15 protein-coding genes are annotated in these 15,893 nt (G+C 50.4%); 13 read left to right on the top strand and 2 right to left on the bottom strand.

Translation table 11 applies throughout. The annotated features are described in order from the left end of the window. The first annotated feature begins 101 nt into the window (after nucleotides 1-101). Genes SPIBUDDY_RS10690 through SPIBUDDY_RS10665 form a run of 6 tightly spaced genes read left to right on the top strand, consistent with a single transcriptional unit; the run spans nucleotide 102 to nucleotide 5,160 of the window. Nucleotides 102-1,019 (top strand): branched-chain amino acid ABC transporter permease, encoded by a 918-nt coding sequence (locus tag SPIBUDDY_RS10690; RefSeq protein ID WP_013607773.1) that lies wholly within the window; start codon nucleotides 102-104, stop codon nucleotides 1,017-1,019. Between the two features lies 1 nt (nucleotide 1,020). After that, complete coding sequence (locus SPIBUDDY_RS10685; RefSeq protein WP_013607772.1) at nucleotides 1,021-1,938, top strand: branched-chain amino acid ABC transporter permease; 918 nt, start codon at nucleotides 1,021-1,023, stop codon at nucleotides 1,936-1,938. Continuing rightward, nucleotides 1,935-2,714 carry an ABC transporter ATP-binding protein gene (locus tag SPIBUDDY_RS10680; RefSeq protein WP_013607771.1) on the top strand — a complete coding sequence of 260 codons (780 nt, stop codon included), beginning with the start codon at nucleotides 1,935-1,937 and terminating at the stop codon, nucleotides 2,712-2,714. The genes SPIBUDDY_RS10685 and SPIBUDDY_RS10680 overlap by 4 nt, the downstream gene beginning before the upstream one ends. After that, on the top strand, nucleotides 2,711-3,469 hold the full coding sequence (locus tag SPIBUDDY_RS10675) for an ABC transporter ATP-binding protein (protein WP_013607770.1): 759 nt from the start codon (nucleotides 2,711-2,713) through the stop codon (nucleotides 3,467-3,469). The genes SPIBUDDY_RS10680 and SPIBUDDY_RS10675 overlap by 4 nt, the downstream gene beginning before the upstream one ends. A gap of 59 nt (nucleotides 3,470-3,528) precedes the next feature. Further along, nucleotides 3,529-4,173, top strand: coding sequence for a CBS domain-containing protein (locus tag SPIBUDDY_RS10670; protein WP_013607769.1), 645 nt, complete (start codon nucleotides 3,529-3,531; stop codon nucleotides 4,171-4,173). After that, nucleotides 4,174-5,160 carry a Smr/MutS family protein gene (locus SPIBUDDY_RS10665; protein WP_013607768.1) on the top strand — a complete coding sequence of 329 codons (987 nt, stop codon included), beginning with the start codon at nucleotides 4,174-4,176 and terminating at the stop codon, nucleotides 5,158-5,160. A 54-nt stretch (nucleotides 5,161-5,214) separates the two neighbouring features. Here SPIBUDDY_RS10665 and infA read toward each other — a convergent pair whose 3' ends face one another. Both infA and SPIBUDDY_RS10655 read right to left on the bottom strand, forming a co-directional pair. Beyond that, the gene (gene infA, locus SPIBUDDY_RS10660; RefSeq protein WP_013607767.1) at nucleotides 5,215-5,433 is read right to left on the bottom strand and encodes a translation initiation factor IF-1; all 219 of its coding nucleotides are present in this window, start codon (nucleotides 5,431-5,433) and stop codon (nucleotides 5,215-5,217) included. A 69-nt stretch (nucleotides 5,434-5,502) separates the two neighbouring features. Continuing rightward, complete coding sequence (locus SPIBUDDY_RS10655) at nucleotides 5,503-6,882, bottom strand: sodium-dependent transporter (RefSeq protein WP_013607766.1); 1,380 nt, start codon at nucleotides 6,880-6,882, stop codon at nucleotides 5,503-5,505. Nucleotides 6,883-7,065: 183 nt separating this feature from the next. Here SPIBUDDY_RS10655 and SPIBUDDY_RS10650 point away from each other — a divergent pair, with 183 nt between their 5' ends. From SPIBUDDY_RS10650 to SPIBUDDY_RS10615, 7 genes are all read left to right on the top strand, one after another. Continuing rightward, a complete protein-coding gene (locus SPIBUDDY_RS10650) occupies nucleotides 7,066-8,595 on the top strand; it encodes a glycine hydroxymethyltransferase (protein ID WP_013607765.1) in 1,530 nt (509 codons plus the stop codon). Nucleotides 8,596-8,626: 31 nt separating this feature from the next. Further along, the gene (gcvH, locus tag SPIBUDDY_RS10645) at nucleotides 8,627-9,010 is read left to right on the top strand and encodes a glycine cleavage system protein GcvH (protein WP_013607764.1); all 384 of its coding nucleotides are present in this window, start codon (nucleotides 8,627-8,629) and stop codon (nucleotides 9,008-9,010) included. Between the two features lie 62 nt (nucleotides 9,011-9,072). Continuing rightward, nucleotides 9,073-10,428: an aminomethyl-transferring glycine dehydrogenase subunit GcvPA gene (gene gcvPA / locus SPIBUDDY_RS10640; protein ID WP_013607763.1), complete on the top strand. Its 1,356-nt coding sequence runs from the start codon at nucleotides 9,073-9,075 to the stop codon at nucleotides 10,426-10,428. Next, on the top strand, nucleotides 10,425-11,876 hold the full coding sequence (gene gcvPB / locus SPIBUDDY_RS10635) for an aminomethyl-transferring glycine dehydrogenase subunit GcvPB (protein WP_013607762.1): 1,452 nt from the start codon (nucleotides 10,425-10,427) through the stop codon (nucleotides 11,874-11,876). Before gcvPA ends, gcvPB begins: the two co-directional genes overlap by 4 nt. Nucleotides 11,877-11,930: 54 nt before the next feature. Further along, nucleotides 11,931-13,331 (top strand): dihydroorotase, encoded by a 1,401-nt coding sequence (locus SPIBUDDY_RS10630; protein ID WP_013607761.1) that lies wholly within the window; start codon nucleotides 11,931-11,933, stop codon nucleotides 13,329-13,331. 116 nt (nucleotides 13,332-13,447) lie between these two features. After that, complete coding sequence (locus SPIBUDDY_RS16050) at nucleotides 13,448-14,614, top strand: cytidine deaminase (RefSeq protein WP_013607760.1); 1,167 nt, start codon at nucleotides 13,448-13,450, stop codon at nucleotides 14,612-14,614. 2 nt (nucleotides 14,615-14,616) lie between these two features. Then, complete coding sequence (locus SPIBUDDY_RS10615; RefSeq protein ID WP_013607759.1) at nucleotides 14,617-15,891, top strand: phospholipase D-like domain-containing protein; 1,275 nt, start codon at nucleotides 14,617-14,619, stop codon at nucleotides 15,889-15,891. Nucleotides 15,892-15,893 lie beyond the last annotated feature (2 nt).

Raw genomic sequence — 15,893 nt, 5'->3', positions numbered from 1 at the left:
AAAGTGTTCCCGGTCTTGCGGGAAATGGGAGGACCGGTGTTGTTTACACCGGTCTTTTCATGTTATGTTCTGTTCAGTTCTCGTACGAAGGAGAGAGCATCGTGGGAATTGCTGAATTCTTCCAACATTTGATGAATGGCCTGACTTTGGGTGGTATCTACGCCCTGATAGCACTTGGATATACCATGGTGTACGGCATTCTGAAATTTATTAACTTCGCCCATGGTGACGTCTTGATGGTAGGCGCGTATGTAGGGTTGTTCTTTTTTGACTTGCTTCGGGGTTCTTCCCCGCTTGGCTTGTGGACAATCGTAGCCTTCTTCTTGGCCATGCTTATCAGTATGGCATTCAGTGCACTGCTGGGGATGTTCATCGAACGGGTGGCCTATAAGCCACTACGCAAGGCGACACGTCTTGCCCCGCTCCTTAGTGCAATTGGTGTTTCATTCATTCTCAGCAATGGTGCTGCATGGATGTTCGGCACCCACTCAAGGAAATTCAATTATCCGTTTGACAACACTCCTGTTCACTTGGGAGACGTTGTGATTACCCCGCATCAGATTCTCATTCTGGTGGTGTCGCTGGCAATGATGATCATCCTCAAGCTGTTTGTCGATAAGACCCGCATGGGCAAGGCAATGCGTGCCACCAGCCTTGATCAGGGGACGGCAATGCTGATGGGTATCAGCGTCAACCGCGTCATAAGCATGACCTTTGCAATTGGTAGCGCCTTGGCAGCCGTTGGCGGCATTCTGATAGCCTTGGATTTTAAAGTCTATGCAACCATGGGAACCATGACTGGCTTGAAGGCCTTCGTGGCTGCTGTCGTTGGTGGTATCGGCAATATTAGTGGTGCGATGTTTGGCGGCATTCTCCTGGGATTGCTGGAAACCTTCGGAGTCGCAATCTTTGGCATTCCCACCGGATTGAAGGATACCATCGCTTTCGGTGTCCTTATCATCATCCTGTTGGTTAAACCGGAAGGACTCTTCGGCAAGGTCGAAAAGGAGAAAGTATAATATGTTCAATTTCTTCTTGCTCATCCTGATTTATGCAGGCATTTATGCCTTGATGGCCCTTGGCCAGAATATCATCACCGGGTACGGTGGCATGCTCAGTCTCACACAGGCGGGTTTTTTTGCCATCGGCAGCTATGCTACCGCTATTTTGGCTACCCGTTTTGGCTGGTCATTCTGGGCGACCCTGCCCGTGGCTGCGCTGTTGAGTGCCTTCTTTGGGCTTGTTATCGGTCTTCCGACACTCAGACTTAAGGGCGACTATCTTGCTATTGCCACCCTGGGTTTCGGGGAGATCGTACGCAATGTGCTGAACAACTGGGACAAGGTTACCAACGGTCCCATGGGAATCCAGAAGATTCCCATGCCGGTCCTCTTCGGTTTCACTCTGAATCCCTACAAAAAGTACGCTTTCCTATTTATACTCATCATAACCGTTCTGATTGCCTATCTGCTGTTTCAGCGACTTGCCCGTTCTCGCATGGGTAGGGCGCTCACCGCAGTTCGTGAGGATGAGATTGCTGCGCAATCAATGGGTATCAACATTACCAAATACAAGGTGTACGCGTTCATCCTTGGTGCATCGGTTGCCGGCATTGCCGGTTCCTTCCAAGCAGTATTCACCCTTTCGGTGACTCCGGGAACCTATACCTTCATGGTTTCCATCATGGTGCTGTGTATGGTCGTTCTCGGGGGAATGGGTAACTTCAAGGCCTCGATTCTTGGAGCCTTCATTATCCAGCTTATCAGTTATTTGCCCCAGCTGACCGGGCTTTCCAGTGTCATTCCTCCCCAGTTCAAGCAGATTCTCTTTGGCTTGATTCTCGTTGTCATGATGATTTGGCGGCCTCAGGGCCTGCTTGGGCGTGAGTCCAACCGGTATGGCAAAAAGGTTGCCAAAACCAAGGGAGGTGCACAATGATTCTCTTGGAAACTGAAGCATTAACCCGAGCCTATGGCGGTGTCATAGCAGTAAATAAAGTCGATTTCCAGGTCGAAAGCGGTTTGATCACCGGCCTTATCGGCCCCAACGGAGCAGGAAAGACCACGCTGTTCAATAATATTACCGGTCTCGATACCCCGTCTGCAGGAAAAGTCTATTTCAATAGGAAAAATATTACCGGCTATCCCGCTCATGCTATTTGCAGAATGGGCATTGCGAGAACTTTCCAGAACATACGGCTCTTCAAGGAGCTGACGGTTGTGGAAAACGTAATGATCGGCCGTCATTTCAAGACCGGGAAGAGTGAGACGAAAGGGCGCTTCCTCAATGCGGTGAACAGCTATATCCACCTCAAGGCCGAGGAAGAGCAGATTTATGAAAGAGCCTGCGATTGGCTGGATTTCTTTGAGATGGGTTCGATGAAAAATGAGCTGGCTAAGAATCTGCCGTACGGCAGGCAGCGCGAGTTGGAAATTGCCCGTGCCCTGGCCACCGATCCCAAGCTGTTGTTCTTGGATGAACCGGCAGCAGGGATGAACCCCCAGGAAACCGACCATCTGATGGCTACCATCCGTAAGATCAGGGACTTGGGTATTACGGTTGTTCTCATCGAGCATGACATGAAGTTGGTGATGAACATCTGTGATACCATCACTGTTCTCAACTATGGCCAGAAACTTGCCCAGGGAACGCCGCGTGAGATCAAGCACAATCCGAGCGTCATCGAAGCCTACCTTGGAAAGGAAGAAGAATGAAAGAGTTGCTAACCATTGACGATATCTGTGTCTCCTACGGAAACATCAAGGCGTTGCAGCATGTATCAATGCATGTCAACGAAGGCGACATTGTGTGCCTTATCGGTGCCAATGGCAGTGGGAAAAGCACGCTACTTAAAGCAATTGTCGGCCAGGAGCCCTTGGTTGGAGGCTGCATCACATTCGATGGTGAGGAAATTTGCAGGGCAAAAGCTGAATTCGTAAAGGGTGAAAAACGCGGCAGGCATTTGACTACCGACCTAATTGCGGCAAAAGGAATCGCCTTGGTCCCTGAAGGCAGGCGGGTGTTTGCCGATATGACCGTCGAGGAAAATCTCGATATGGGTGCCTTCTTGGTGCGGGACGAGAATATAATCGCCGAGCGAAAGGAAGCAATGTATGACTTCTTTCCGATCCTTGGTGCACGCAGAAGGCAAAAGACCCGTTCGCTCAGCGGCGGCGAGCAACAGATGATGGCCATTGCACGAGCTTTGATGAGCGGGCCCAGGCTTATTCTCCTGGATGAACCAGGATTGGGGCTGGCTCCCTTGGTAATCGCTGATATTTTCGAGAAAATTGATATGATCAACAAGCAGGACAAAGTCACTGTTTTCTTGGTTGAACAGAATGCACGCATGGCTCTGAAAGCTTCCACTGAAGGCTATGTCATGGAAAACGGCAAGATTGTATTGCATGATGTATCCTCTGCGTTGCTTGAGAATGAACAGGTCAGGGCAGCGTATCTGGGCGAATAATGACTGGAAATTACCGCTCTCTTGAATTATAGTGTGAGTAGAGTAGGTAGGAGATTCATATGATTATCGAACGAAGAATGACGCGCAATCCTGTTACGGCTACTCCGGATATGTCCATTGCCGAAGCTTCGGCCTTGATGAAACAGGAAAAAGTCCACCGCCTTCCGGTTCTCGACAAGGAGAAGAAGCTTGTTGGGATTATTACCGAGAAGGATATTCTGTACGCCACCCCTTCGCCGGCAAGCAGCCTTTCCATTCATGAGATGGCCTATCTGTTAAGCAAGCTGACTGTAAAGAAACTGATGAGCAAAAACGTGGTGACCATCAACAAGGATACTACTGTTGAGGAAGCCGCCCGCATGATGGTCGACCAAGACCTGTCCAGCCTTCCAGTACTTGAAGGGGACAAATTGATCGGCATCGTCACCAAGAGTGACATGTTCAAGATCCTTCTCGAGCTCTTTGGAGCCCGCCATTTTGGTGTCAGGGTCTCCTTCATCGTGGAAGACAAACCAGGGACTATTGCAAAGATCAGCCAGGCTCTCAGTGAACAGGGTATTGACATCATTACCTTTGGAACCTTCATGGGGACAGATCCAACCAATGCAATCTGCACCATCAAGGTGCAGGGCGCTCCTATCAGTAAAGTGGTTGAGATCATTAAGCCCTTTGTATCACAGCTACTCGACGTGAGGGAGGTTTGAGTGCCTAAGAAGAAAAAGAAGGCCTCAGGACAAGACAAGGCGGCTGGAGACAGCCGTCTTGGTGTTGAATCTGATGCATATCGTCCGTTTGAGGACATTAAAACGATCAAACCCAAGGTTATCAAAAAAGAGCAACCCAAGGCTGTAAAGCCGGTTGTTGAGCGCAAGGAACCTTTGGTAAAAGGATATGATCCCAAGGCAAACTTTGGTGATATTCTCAAAAGCTGGGAAGCTACCGGCGAGCTTGATGGCGTCACCAAACGGATGAAAAGCCACAGTAAAGTGCAGGTCGAGAAATCGTTCGCCGAAATTCTTGCAGAGTGGGAAGGCGAGAAAGCTAGCAAAAACACGCAAGAGCAGAAAGCGGCGGAGCCGATTAAGAAAAGCGACAACTATGTTCCTACCAAGGATTTTGGTGCACTCTTGGATGCCTTCGAAGGTAAGCAAGTACCAAAAGATAGAACGGTAGCCAAACGTTCGCAAGTCAAGGCGGTTTCAAAGACTCCGTTAGCTCCCACTGTGGAAGTTGAGCAGGCTCTTCTGGAAAAGGATGAAATGGACAGCGAACGTGAAAGTACTGTCAGTTGGTCTTTTGCCGATACCTACCGCAAGTGGAATGAATTATCCGATGAGCAGACTGCAATCCAGAAAGCCCGCAAGGATACAAAAGAACCCAAGGCCAAGGAACGCACCATAGGCGAACTGAGGGCACTGGAGCCTGAAGCAACCCTGGACCTGCATGGGATGACGGTGCTGGAGGCTGAAAAGGCTTCTGCAGATTTTCTGCGTGCATCCAAGGACAAGCACTTGGTCAAGGTGGCGATCATCACCGGCAAGGGGCTTCACAACGACAAGGGCTATTCCTTGCTCAAGGACGCTGCCCTCTCCCAAATCAGGCTAAGCAAGGTAGTACGGGAAGCAACTACACCAAAAGCCCGTCATGGCGGCAGCGGAGCAATCTGGATTATCCTAAAGTCTGATGAGTAGGGCATGAAAGAGGCCGGGTTCCCAAAGGAATCCGGCCTTCATAGTATGATGGGATTATCGCTCGCGATAAATGATGCGACCCTTGGTCAGATCATACGGGGAGAGTGCAACACGTACGGTGTCACCAGGAACAATCCTGATATAATGCTTGCGCATTTTGCCCGAAAGATGGGCAAGGATAACGTGCTGGTTTTGCAGTTCCACACGGAACATAGTATTCGGAAGTGCTTCGCGAACGACGCCTTCAACTTCAATTGCTTCTTCTTTGGCCACAAATCCTCCAAATATCTGCTTCTAAGCTAGGAAATTATAGGCACTAGCCTTGAGCGTGTCAACCTAGCGCTATTTAACGAAAATATCCCAATACCCTTTGATGAAGATGCCGAAAATGACAGTAGGAAGAATGTACTGGAAATACAAACGCAGGGCTGAGGGGAACTTCTGACCTTCACCACTGTCAGCTTCCTTAATGAACTTATCCCATCCCCAGCCGTATTTCCAAGTACAGTAGAGAGTAAAGATTAATGAACCGAGCGGAAGCAGTGTAGAGCTAACAATAAAGTCTTCAAGATCGAGCACTCCGGTGCCGGGTCCGAGTGGTTGGAATCCCGAAAGAAGGTTGAAGCCGAGAACGCAGGGAATACTCAACAAGGAGATGGCGATTGCATTGATCAAGGTAGCTTTTTTTCTGCTTACACCCTTGGTGTCGATCCAGAAGCTGATGATGTTTTCGAAAACAGCAATAAGGGTGCTCAGGGCTGCAAAGCTCATGAAAAGGAAGAAGAGCGTCCCCCAGAAACGTCCGCCCGCCATCTGGTTGAAGATATTGGGAAGGGTGATGAAAATCAAGGATGGACCTGCATCGGGTTGGACGCCAAAGGCAAAAGCCGCCGGGAAAATGATCAGCCCGCTGCACAGGGCGACAAAGGTATCCAGACCGATTATTCGTACTGCTTCCCCGGTGAGCCGATGTTCTTTGCCGATATACGAACCGAAAATTGCGATACTACCGATTCCCAGGCTCAAGGTGAAGAATGCTTGTCCCATTGCAGCATAAACGGCTTCAAAGAAATTGCCTCCAAGCTTCGCAAAGTCAGGGATCAGGTAGAACTTCAAGCCTTCCGAACCACCTTTGAGCGAGAGGCTGTTGATTGCAAGAATCAGCATCAAAGCCAAAAGGCCGATCATCATGTATTTGGTGATTTTCTCAACTCCGCTTTGCAGGCCGCGTGCAACCGGCAGGAACCCGAGAATGACTGCAACTATCATCCAGACTGTCATACTCAGCGGATTTTCAAGCATGCTCCCGAAGAAAGAACCGACTCCTGCGGCATCGAGTCCGAGGAAGTCGCCCTTGATCATGTGAACAAAGTACGAGAGAAGCCATCCGGTGATGGTGGTGTAGAACATCATGAGGGTGTAATTGCCGATGATGGCCAGTTTCCCATACACATGCCAAGGTTTCTTTGCAGGGGTCAGCGTGTTTAGGGCCAAGCCGATGTTCTGCTTGCTTGCCCGACCGATAGCCAATTCCATTACCATGACAGGAAGCCCAAGGATGATGAGAAAAAGGATATAGATAAGTACAAAAGCAGCCCCGCCATAACGGCCGGTAATAAAGGGGAACCTCCACACATTTCCCAGTCCTATGGCGCATCCAGCGGAAAGGAGAATGAATCCTAGTCTGCTGGCCAATGTTTCTCGTGCTTTTACTTCATGCATACCTGATAACTCTCTCTTTATAAAGGTGTTGATAGAATTGTCCTTTATAAGGACAACCGAAGTATTGTAGTAGGATGCTCATAAAAATTGCAACAGAAATGTGCAAAGAGGGCAAAGTCCGTTGACAGAGGAGCCGAGCAAGGGCAAGATACCAACTAAGAACGCACGCAAGAGGTGAGAAGAATGGCGAAACTCAAGGCATTGCAAGCTTATTTGAATCAGCATGAAAAGGTTAACGAGGCGATGGTTGCCTACACGGCAGCATTGCAGCAAATTGCGGATGTTGACAGCCGGATTGCCGCCCGCATTGTCAATGAACTGCACGACCAGAGGACCCACTTGAAACTGATAGCAAGTGAAAACTTTTCCTCTATTGCCAGCCAGCTTGCCATGGGCAACCTCTTGACGGACAAGTACAGTGAAGGCTACGCCTACCACCGCTTCTACGCAGGTTGCGACAATGTCGATGCCATCGAAGCCATTGCTTCTGAATACGCCTGCCAACTTTTCGGCGCCGAGCACGCCTACGTACAGCCGCACAGCGGAGCCGATGCCAACTTGGTGGCCTATTGGGCCATCCTCAATGCACGGGTGCAGGTTCCCACACTCGCAGAGATGGGAGTCACCAACCCCAGTGAGATGAGCAGGGAGATGTGGAACCAGGTTCGTGCAAAGCTTGGCAATCAGAAAATCCTCGGTCTCGACTATTACAGCGGCGGACACCTTACCCATGGCTATCGACAGAATGTCTCAGCACAAATGTTCGATGCCTACAGCTATTCGGTAGACCAGAAGAGCGGACTGCTCGATTACGATGCGATTGAAAAACAGGCAAGAGAGATCAAGCCCTTGATTCTGCTTGCGGGCTATAGTGCCTATCCCAGGAAAATCGATTTTAAGCGGATGGCCGAAATCGCCCACTCCATCGGTGCCGTTTTCATGGTGGATATGGCTCACTTTGCAGGTCTTGTGGCAGGTAAGGTATTTGTGGATGCATACAATCCCGTTCTCTGGGCTGATGTGGTTACCACCACAACCCATAAGACGCTTCGCGGTCCCCGCGGTGGCATGGTTTTATGTAAGGCCGAATTTGCTGAAAGCGTCGACAAAGGATGCCCGCTGGTAATCGGAGGGCCGCTTCCCCATGTCATGGCAGCAAAAGCCATAGCGTTCAAGGAAGCCCTTGATCCTTCTTTTGCAGCCTATGCCCAAGCGATTGTCAAGAATTCTGAAGCCCTGGCGAAAGCCTGCATGGACGAAGGGATTACCGTTGCAACCGGAGGGTCCGACAACCATCTGATGCTTTTGGATGTCCGTTCCTTTGGTCTGAACGGACGACAAGCAGAAACCGCCTTACGTGAGTGCGGTGTGACGCTCAATCGCAACGCACTGCCGTTTGATCCCAATGGGCCTTGGTACACCAGCGGCCTCAGAATTGGGACTCCAGCAGTAACCACGCTCGGCATGGGTGCAGAGCACATGAAAGAAATTGCCTCCATCATTGCTCTTGTTTTACAGAATACCAAACCGGTTGTTCTGACCAAGGGTGAGAATGCCGGGCAGCAGAGCAAAGCGAAGGCTGTAACGGCTGTAGCGGTGAAAGATGAGGCTCAAAGAAGAGTACTTGCTCTTTTGGAAACATTCAAACTCTACCCAGAGCTGGATTTGGCTTTCCTTCAGCAGTACTTTCCTCTCGACAACGAGCAGAGGTGATGGTAGCATTGACGATGGTTGGAGGCAAGAGATGAGTAAGATTGTTGAGGGCTTGAGGTACAGCAAGGATCATGAATGGGTCCGGCTTGAAGGTGACAAGGCGTATGTTGGAATTACGGACCATGCCCAGCATGAACTCGGAGAGATCGTGTTTGTGGAGTTGCCCCCCCTCGGGGAGCGATATGGCAAGGGTGAAGAAATTTCGACCGTCGAAAGCGTTAAGGCTGCATCTGCAATCCTCAACCCGATCGAAGGGGTGGTCAGTGAGGCGAATGAAGATCTCGATGGCTCTCCTGAGCTGGTCAATGAAGATTGCTACCAGCATCACCTCTATGTCCTGCAGTCATACAGCAAAGAGGATTACGAGTCCCTATTGGATGCAAAGCTCTACGAAGCGTACCTCGCTTCTCTGTAATTACTGAATATTCCGCCGCCTATCAAGGCGGCGTTGTTCTGTGTATGTACCGGGAGGTACCCATGGTTTATCCCTATATTCCCCATACCGATGAGGACCGAAAGCACATGCTGAAGGCCATCGGTGTTGATTCATTGGACCAGCTCTTTGATGGGCTGAGTGAGGACCTTTTGCTCTCCGATTCCGTTCCCATCAGTCATGGGAGAACTGAGGACGAGGTCCAGCGGATGATTGACTCCATCGCCCAGCGCAATGTTCGGGGTATCCCGTTCCTTGGTTGCGGCTGTTACGACCATATCATTCCTGCGACGGTGAAAGCCCTTTCCTCCCTTCCCTCATTTGTAACAGCCTACACTCCCTACCAAGCTGAAATGAGCCAAGGGTTGCTCCAGGCTATCTATGAGTTCCAGAGCATGATTTGTGAAATCACCGGACTCGATGTTGCCAATGCCTCGCTGTACGACGGGGCGAATGCCGCCAGTGAAGCTGCCTCCCTCATGATCGGGGCCAAGCGAAAAGCAACTACGGTCCTGGTATCGGAGACGCTGCATCCGTTTACGCTCCAAGTCCTTCAGACATGGGCCAAAGGAACCGAGCATGTCATTCGCTTGGTTGGCGAGAAGGAAGGGGTTGTCGACCTTTCCTCTCTTGCGTCGTTGCTTGATCCTTCTTGCAGTGGTCTGATCGTCCAGAGCCCGAACCGATATGGCCTGTTGGAGGATTATACCGACGTTGCCGGCATTCTTCACGAGCAAGGTTGTCTCTTTGCCATCTCCAACGACCCGCTCTCGCTGGCCATCCAGAAAAGCCCGGCGGAATGGGATGCCGATATCGCCATCGGAGATACCCAGTCGTTGGGTCTCAGTCTTGCTTTCGGCGGTCCTTCCTGCGGTTACATGGCCGTCAAGGAATCTCTTCTGAGAAAAATTCCCGGCCGCATCGTCGGGGCAACCGTTGATGAACAAGGAAGAAGGGGCTACACCCTTACCCTTCAGGCGAGGGAACAGCATATCAAGCGTGAGCGTGCAACGAGCAATGTCTGCTCAAACCAGGCCCTTGCCGCTCTGATGACCACTATTCATCTCTCCTCCCTTGGATGGGGGGGTATGGTGGATGCAGCCAACCAAAGTTATGCAAAGTCGCACTACCTTGCGTACCATCTGGCTCAGCTTCCAGGGATCACGTTGATCTGGGACAAGCCGTTCTGGTGTGAATTCCCACTTGTTTTCTCCGATGCAAAGCGGATGCGTAAGTTCCTTCAGGAATTGCGCAATGAGGGAATTTTTGCAGGCGTGAGACTCTCTTCGCTTACCCGTCAGGTCAAGGACGAGCTGGTTCTTCTGGTAGCAGTAACAGAAAAGCGTAGCCGTGAGGAACTTGAGATGTATCTGGCTGCTGCACGGAGGGTGATGAAATGAGTGAACCATTGTTGATTGATCTGTCGAAGAAGGGTAGAAAAGCTTACTGTTTTCCTCCCTTGGACCTTCCTCGGGGATTCGACCAAGCCCTCCCGCTTTTACCTGCGAACTTGATACGCCAGAAAAGCGCCCGGCTTCCGGAGGTTGCTGAACTGGACGTAGTCAGGCATTTTACCCGGCTTTCCAATCAGGTGCATGGTGTGGACAACGGTATGTATCCGTTAGGCTCCTGTACCATGAAATATAATCCCAAGCTCAGTGAGCATATTGCCGGAATGCGTGAATTCACCCAGATTCACCCCCTGCAGGACATTTCCACCTCGCAGGGCTGCCTCTCGGTCATGTACAACTTGCTTGAGGACCTTAGCTCGATCACCGGCATGAGCTGGGGAACGCTGCAGCCCTGTGCAGGGGCGCATGGCGAGTACACAGGCCTGAAGATGATTCGCTCCTACTTCCTCAAGAAAGGAGAAGCCCAGCGAACGAAGGTGCTCATCCCCATCAGCGCGCATGGAACCAATCCTGCAAGTGCCGCTGTCAATGGTTTTGATGTTGTCCCGATAGCCAGTGATGAAAAAGGAATGGTCGACCTTGCCGATCTTGCTTCCAAGCTCGACGACACAACTGCCGCCCTGATGCTCACCAATCCCAATACCTTGGGCTTGTTCGAGAAGGAAATTCTGCAGATTTCGACCATGGTACATAACAGTGGGGCTTTGCTCTATTATGATGGGGCCAACCTGAACGCCATCATGGGTATGGCCACCCCTGGTGATATGGGCTTTGATGTCATCCATCTCAACCTGCATAAAACCTTTTCCACTCCCCATGGGGGAGGAGGTCCGGGTAGCGGGCCGGTTATGTGCAATGATACACTGCGTCCCTTCCTGCCCAAACCTGATATCGAATTGACGGACAGCGGGTATGTCTATCGTTGGGACGATGAGGATTCAATCGGCAAGGTCAGCCTGTTCTGGGGCAACTTCCTCGTACTTCTCAGAGCGTATGTGTATATTCTGAGAATGGGAAGCGAAGGCATCCGGGCGGCGGCCAGACACGCGGTGCTCAATGCAAATTATGTGGCATCCCGCCTTGCCTCAACCTTCCCCATTCCGTATGGCAAACGGTGCATGCATGAATTCGTACTCAGCTGTGAAAATCTGAAAGAGCAGTATGGAGTCACCGCCCAGGATGTTGCCAAAGCCTTGATTGACGAGGGCTACCATCCACCAACGATGTATTTCCCTTCCCTCGTCAGCGAAGCATTGATGATCGAGCCGACGGAGAGCGAAAGCTTGGAGACTCTAGACACCTTTGTGGATACCTTGCTTGCGATAGCGGAACGTGCCAAAACCGACAGTGAAAGCCTCAAGACAGCGCCCCATACAACCGTAGTGGGAAGACTCGACGAAGTGAGGGCGGTCAAACAACCCGATCTTCGGTACTGAGCAACCATCACTTTTTACTTTGCAGACTCTTCATTCCTAGAGTATTCTTTAGGTATGAAGAGACTATTGATACAAAACGGACTACTTGTTGATACGGAATGGACGAGGCATGCAGACATCTTGGTGGAAGATTCGAAGATTGTGCGTATCACTGCATCAATTGAAGCCGAGGAGGTTCCCCTGGGAACCGAAATCATACATGCCGAAGGGCTCTGTGTGTTACCGGGAATCATTGATGCCCACACCCACTACCACTTGGTAAGCCGTGGTACGGTAACTGCCGACTCCTTTGAAGAGGGAAGTCGCTGTGCAGCCTATGGAGGCGTTACCTGTGTCATCGACTTTGCTGATGATGACAAGAAGGGAAACCTTGCAGCATGCACCAAGGAGCGCATCAACGCCATGCATGCTTCGATGGCGGTAGACTTTTCCTTGCATCAAGGCCTCTATTCCTACCGTGAGGGCTTGGAAGAGGAACTGACAGCTTTGAAGAAGGCTGGAGTCAAGGTGATCAAAATGTTCACCACCTATCGCAATGTAGGCTACTTGGTAGAAAAGCAAGAAGAGCTGAAAGCCATTTTCACTCTCTGCAAGAAGCTTGACCTTCTGGTAAGTGTACACTGCGAGGATGATGCTACCATTCAGAAGGTTGATACTGAGTATTCAGGACCTTATGATCCGCCGGCCCACGCCCTGCTGAGACCCAGCGAGGCAGAGGCCCGGGGCATCGATACAGTCGGAAAAATTGCCTTGGAACTGGATATGAGCCTGTATATCGTGCATCTTTCCAGCAAAGCGGGCCTGCAAAAGGTACGTGAGCTCAGGGCTAAGGGACTGAGGGTTATTGTGGAGACCACCCCCCACTACCTGTTCCTGAACAAGGAGAAGCTGCAAGGGCCTGATGGGGCTCTGTACGTCATGACTCCACCGTTGAGAAGCACTGAGGACAACGAAGCTCTGCAGGAAGCAGTGCTCAATGGGGAAGTGCAGGTCATTGCCACTGACCATTGCTCGTTCACTGTAGAGCAGAAGAAGTCAAGCAATGACTGCAGAAGCATTCTCCCGGGTATTCCTGGGACTGAGGAACTGCTGAGCTTGGTGTATTCCTTTGCAGCGAACAGCGGTAGGATCGGGGTGCAACAGGTGGTAAACTTGTTGTCCACTGCACCTGCAAAAGCGTTTGGCCTCTATCCCAACAAGGGAGCGATCAGAGTAGGCAGCGATGCAGACTTGGTTCTCTTCGATCCCGACCATGCATGGACGATCAGCAAGGAAACGATCCATTCAGCCAGTATGTATTCCCCGTATGAAGGAATGCAGGTGATTGGAAAGCCTCTGATGACGTATCTGCGGGGTAGACTGATCATGGGTGACGGTATGTACCTCGGTATTACCGGCAATGGAGAATTTGTACCCCAGCGTGATGTTGGAAGAGGGAAAACCATCATGCATTGATTAAGGTGCGAATAGACGGCAGCTGACGAAGCTGCCGTTTTCGATTTCTTTACCCATAGTACTCTCTTTCTTGTCACAAACAGCTGTTTTCACTACACTGGCGGAGAGGTATAGCCATGATCAGAGGAATACTATTTGATATGGATGGGGTTCTCATCGACTCAGAACCGGTAATCCTTCAAGCCGCAATCTCATACTTATCCGATAGGGGTGTCACAGCTCAGCCTGAGGACTTCATTCCTTTTATTGGAACCGGCGACCGGCGTTATTTGTGCGGTGTTGGCCAGAAGTATGGCTTATCCATCGATTTCGAAGAAGCAAAACATCCTTTTTTTGCCTACTATGAGCAGTTTGCCATAAATCGCGGTCCAATGCCTGGTGTTCATCGGTTCATAGCCAATGCCCGTAAGGCCGGCCTCAAACTTGCGCTGGCTACCAGTGCAATGAAAATGAAGGCTGCCATCAACCTGAAGGCAATTGGCTTGAAGTTCGAGGATTTTGATACGGTGGTAACCGGAGATATGGTCAAACGGACCAAGCCGAATCCGGATATTTACCAACTTTCCGCGCTTTCCATGGGCCTAAGTACCGATGAGTGCCTGGTTGTTGAGGATGCTCTCAACGGTGTACAGGCTGGTAAAGCCGCCCATTGCTCGGTTTGTGCCCTCGAGGGAACATTCACTGTCACTGAACTGGTTGATGCAGGCGCTGATTACGTTCTCTCCAGTCTTGACGCTTTCGAGGACTTTTCCAGTCTGGAAGGGTTCAATGCTGTTTTATCCTCCTATGAAGGAAGTGATGACCGCACGGTATTTGGAGCCAATAAAATACTGGAAGCAGAGTCTGTTTTGATGGGTGAAGAAGCATTGCTTGCTTTTGCCGTCGAACAAGCATGCAAAGCCCGCAAGAATGCCTATACCCCGTACTCCCTGTATAAGGTGGGAGCTTCTGTTGTCAGTGCAAAGACCAACCGCGTGTACAGCGGTTGCAATGTGGAAAACTCAAGCTATGGAGCGACTATCTGTGCCGAGCGTAATGCCATCCTCAACGCGATAGCCAATGAGGGTGCTATCGGTATAAAGCTGGTTGTTGTAGTCAGCCTGGATGCGCCTCCGGCCCCTCCCTGTGCACAGTGCCTGCAAGTTCTTGCAGAGTTCTCGAGACCTGAAACTGTAATTCACTTGGTTGATGTAGATTTTGCTGAAGGAAGGGGAGGTGTACATGTGATGTATCCATTCTCTGAGTTGCTCCCCCATCCCTTCATATTTCCGAGTATGAGGTGATAATGAAACGTCTCTGTATCGTGTTTTTGCTCTGTTTGCTTTTGTTCTTCACCCTTGGTTGTTCGTCCACAAGTCAGATGTTGAGCCCTTTGGCGCTCGATGAAGCGCTCAGTTTGGAGGAGAAGCTTATCTCTTCCAATATCCCTAAGGTGCAGGTCTCCTATCCTACCGTCTATTACGACGGGAATGTTTGGAGGGAGCGCCTTATTGAATTGATTGAAGGTGCCCAGGATTATCTCATAACCTCCGCATTCCTGGCTTCCAGTTCAGAGGAACTGGAAAGCTTATACGCCGCCTTGATCCGAAAAGCCGAGAGCGGAGTACGGGTCTACTTTGTGGTGGATGGTATCGGTCCGTTTGATATGACCGAAACCCGATACCATTTGATACCCCTTAAGTACCTTCGCGACAGCGGGATCCATCTGCTTGAGTACAATCCCATGTCAGCGGCCCGCTTGGTCGGTGGGCTCAATCTCATGTATCGCGACCACCGCAAGTTCCTGATTATCGACGGAAAACATCTGGCGGTAGGGGGAATGAACCTGAACTATATTTCCATTGGAGCACCTGGAGAGGACTTGCAGCGCGATAGCATGTATGAGTTTTACTCTCCCTCCTTGGCTGCAACCATGCTCGACCATTTTGTTGTCTGGTGGAATGAGCAGAGCTGGGAAACGATTAAGCGCGATGATTTCCGTGTTGACCAGACATCAGTGGACGGCCTTGCAACCTACGATGCTTTCTATTTGGACCAGCATCCGCAGTCAGATAACGTGAGCTTGCTTTTCGGCGCTTTGCTTACTGAGGCCAAGCATGAAATAAAGGTGCTTCCATTTCTGCCCTTCATGGATAAGAATATGATTGAATCCTTCCGCAGAACACAAGAGCGGGGGGTAAACATTCAGATGCTCGTTCCTTTTGACAAACGGGTAACCAACCGCAAGGGCATTGAATACATGGCCAAAGATCTGCTGAAGATGAACATTGATCTGAGGCTTGAGAGGGAAAGCGAAGAGACACAGCAACTGCTGCATGAGAAACTCATGATCATCGATGACCGATATGTAGTTATAGGATCGACAAATATCAACTATCGCTCATTCAACCTTGCCTATGAGACTACCCTGGTAATTGACAGTCCTGAGCTTGCAAAACAAGTTGAGGCTCATTTTGATGCATTGTATGCCGATACAATTCCCATTACCGAAGAGATGGCCCAGGCGTGGAGGACTTTTTCCAACTACCCACGCTTCGCCTTTGGTTTCATTGGAGGTTGAGT

The organism is Sphaerochaeta globosa str. Buddy (genome assembly GCF_000190435.1).
Lineage (GTDB): Bacteria > Spirochaetota > Spirochaetia > Sphaerochaetales > Sphaerochaetaceae > Sphaerochaeta > Sphaerochaeta globosa.
The sequence above is the reverse complement of the archived record's forward strand: the minus strand, read 5'-3'. Positions and strand labels throughout refer to the sequence as shown.

Bases quoted from the DNA above. Each gene is read 5' to 3' on its own strand.
- SPIBUDDY_RS10685 (WP_013607772.1), top strand. From the start codon at position 1,021: ATGTTCAATTTCTTCTTGCTCATCCTGATTTATGCAGGCATTTATGCC.
- SPIBUDDY_RS10680 (WP_013607771.1), top strand. From the start codon at position 1,935: ATGATTCTCTTGGAAACTGAAGCATTAACCCGAGCCTATGGCGGTGTC.
- SPIBUDDY_RS10675 (WP_013607770.1), top strand. From the start codon at position 2,711: ATGAAAGAGTTGCTAACCATTGACGATATCTGTGTCTCCTACGGAAAC.
- SPIBUDDY_RS10670 (WP_013607769.1), top strand. From the start codon at position 3,529: ATGATTATCGAACGAAGAATGACGCGCAATCCTGTTACGGCTACTCCG.
- SPIBUDDY_RS10655 (WP_013607766.1), bottom strand. From the start codon at position 6,882: ATGCATGAAGTAAAAGCACGAGAAACATTGGCCAGCAGACTAGGATTC.
- SPIBUDDY_RS10650 (WP_013607765.1), top strand. From the start codon at position 7,066: ATGGCGAAACTCAAGGCATTGCAAGCTTATTTGAATCAGCATGAAAAG.
- gcvH (WP_013607764.1), top strand. From the start codon at position 8,627: ATGAGTAAGATTGTTGAGGGCTTGAGGTACAGCAAGGATCATGAATGG.
- gcvPA (WP_013607763.1), top strand. From the start codon at position 9,073: ATGGTTTATCCCTATATTCCCCATACCGATGAGGACCGAAAGCACATG.
- gcvPB (WP_013607762.1), top strand. From the start codon at position 10,425: ATGAGTGAACCATTGTTGATTGATCTGTCGAAGAAGGGTAGAAAAGCT.
- SPIBUDDY_RS10630 (WP_013607761.1), top strand. From the start codon at position 11,931: ATGAAGAGACTATTGATACAAAACGGACTACTTGTTGATACGGAATGG.
- SPIBUDDY_RS16050 (WP_013607760.1), top strand. From the start codon at position 13,448: ATGATCAGAGGAATACTATTTGATATGGATGGGGTTCTCATCGACTCA.
- SPIBUDDY_RS10615 (WP_013607759.1), top strand. From the start codon at position 14,617: ATGAAACGTCTCTGTATCGTGTTTTTGCTCTGTTTGCTTTTGTTCTTC.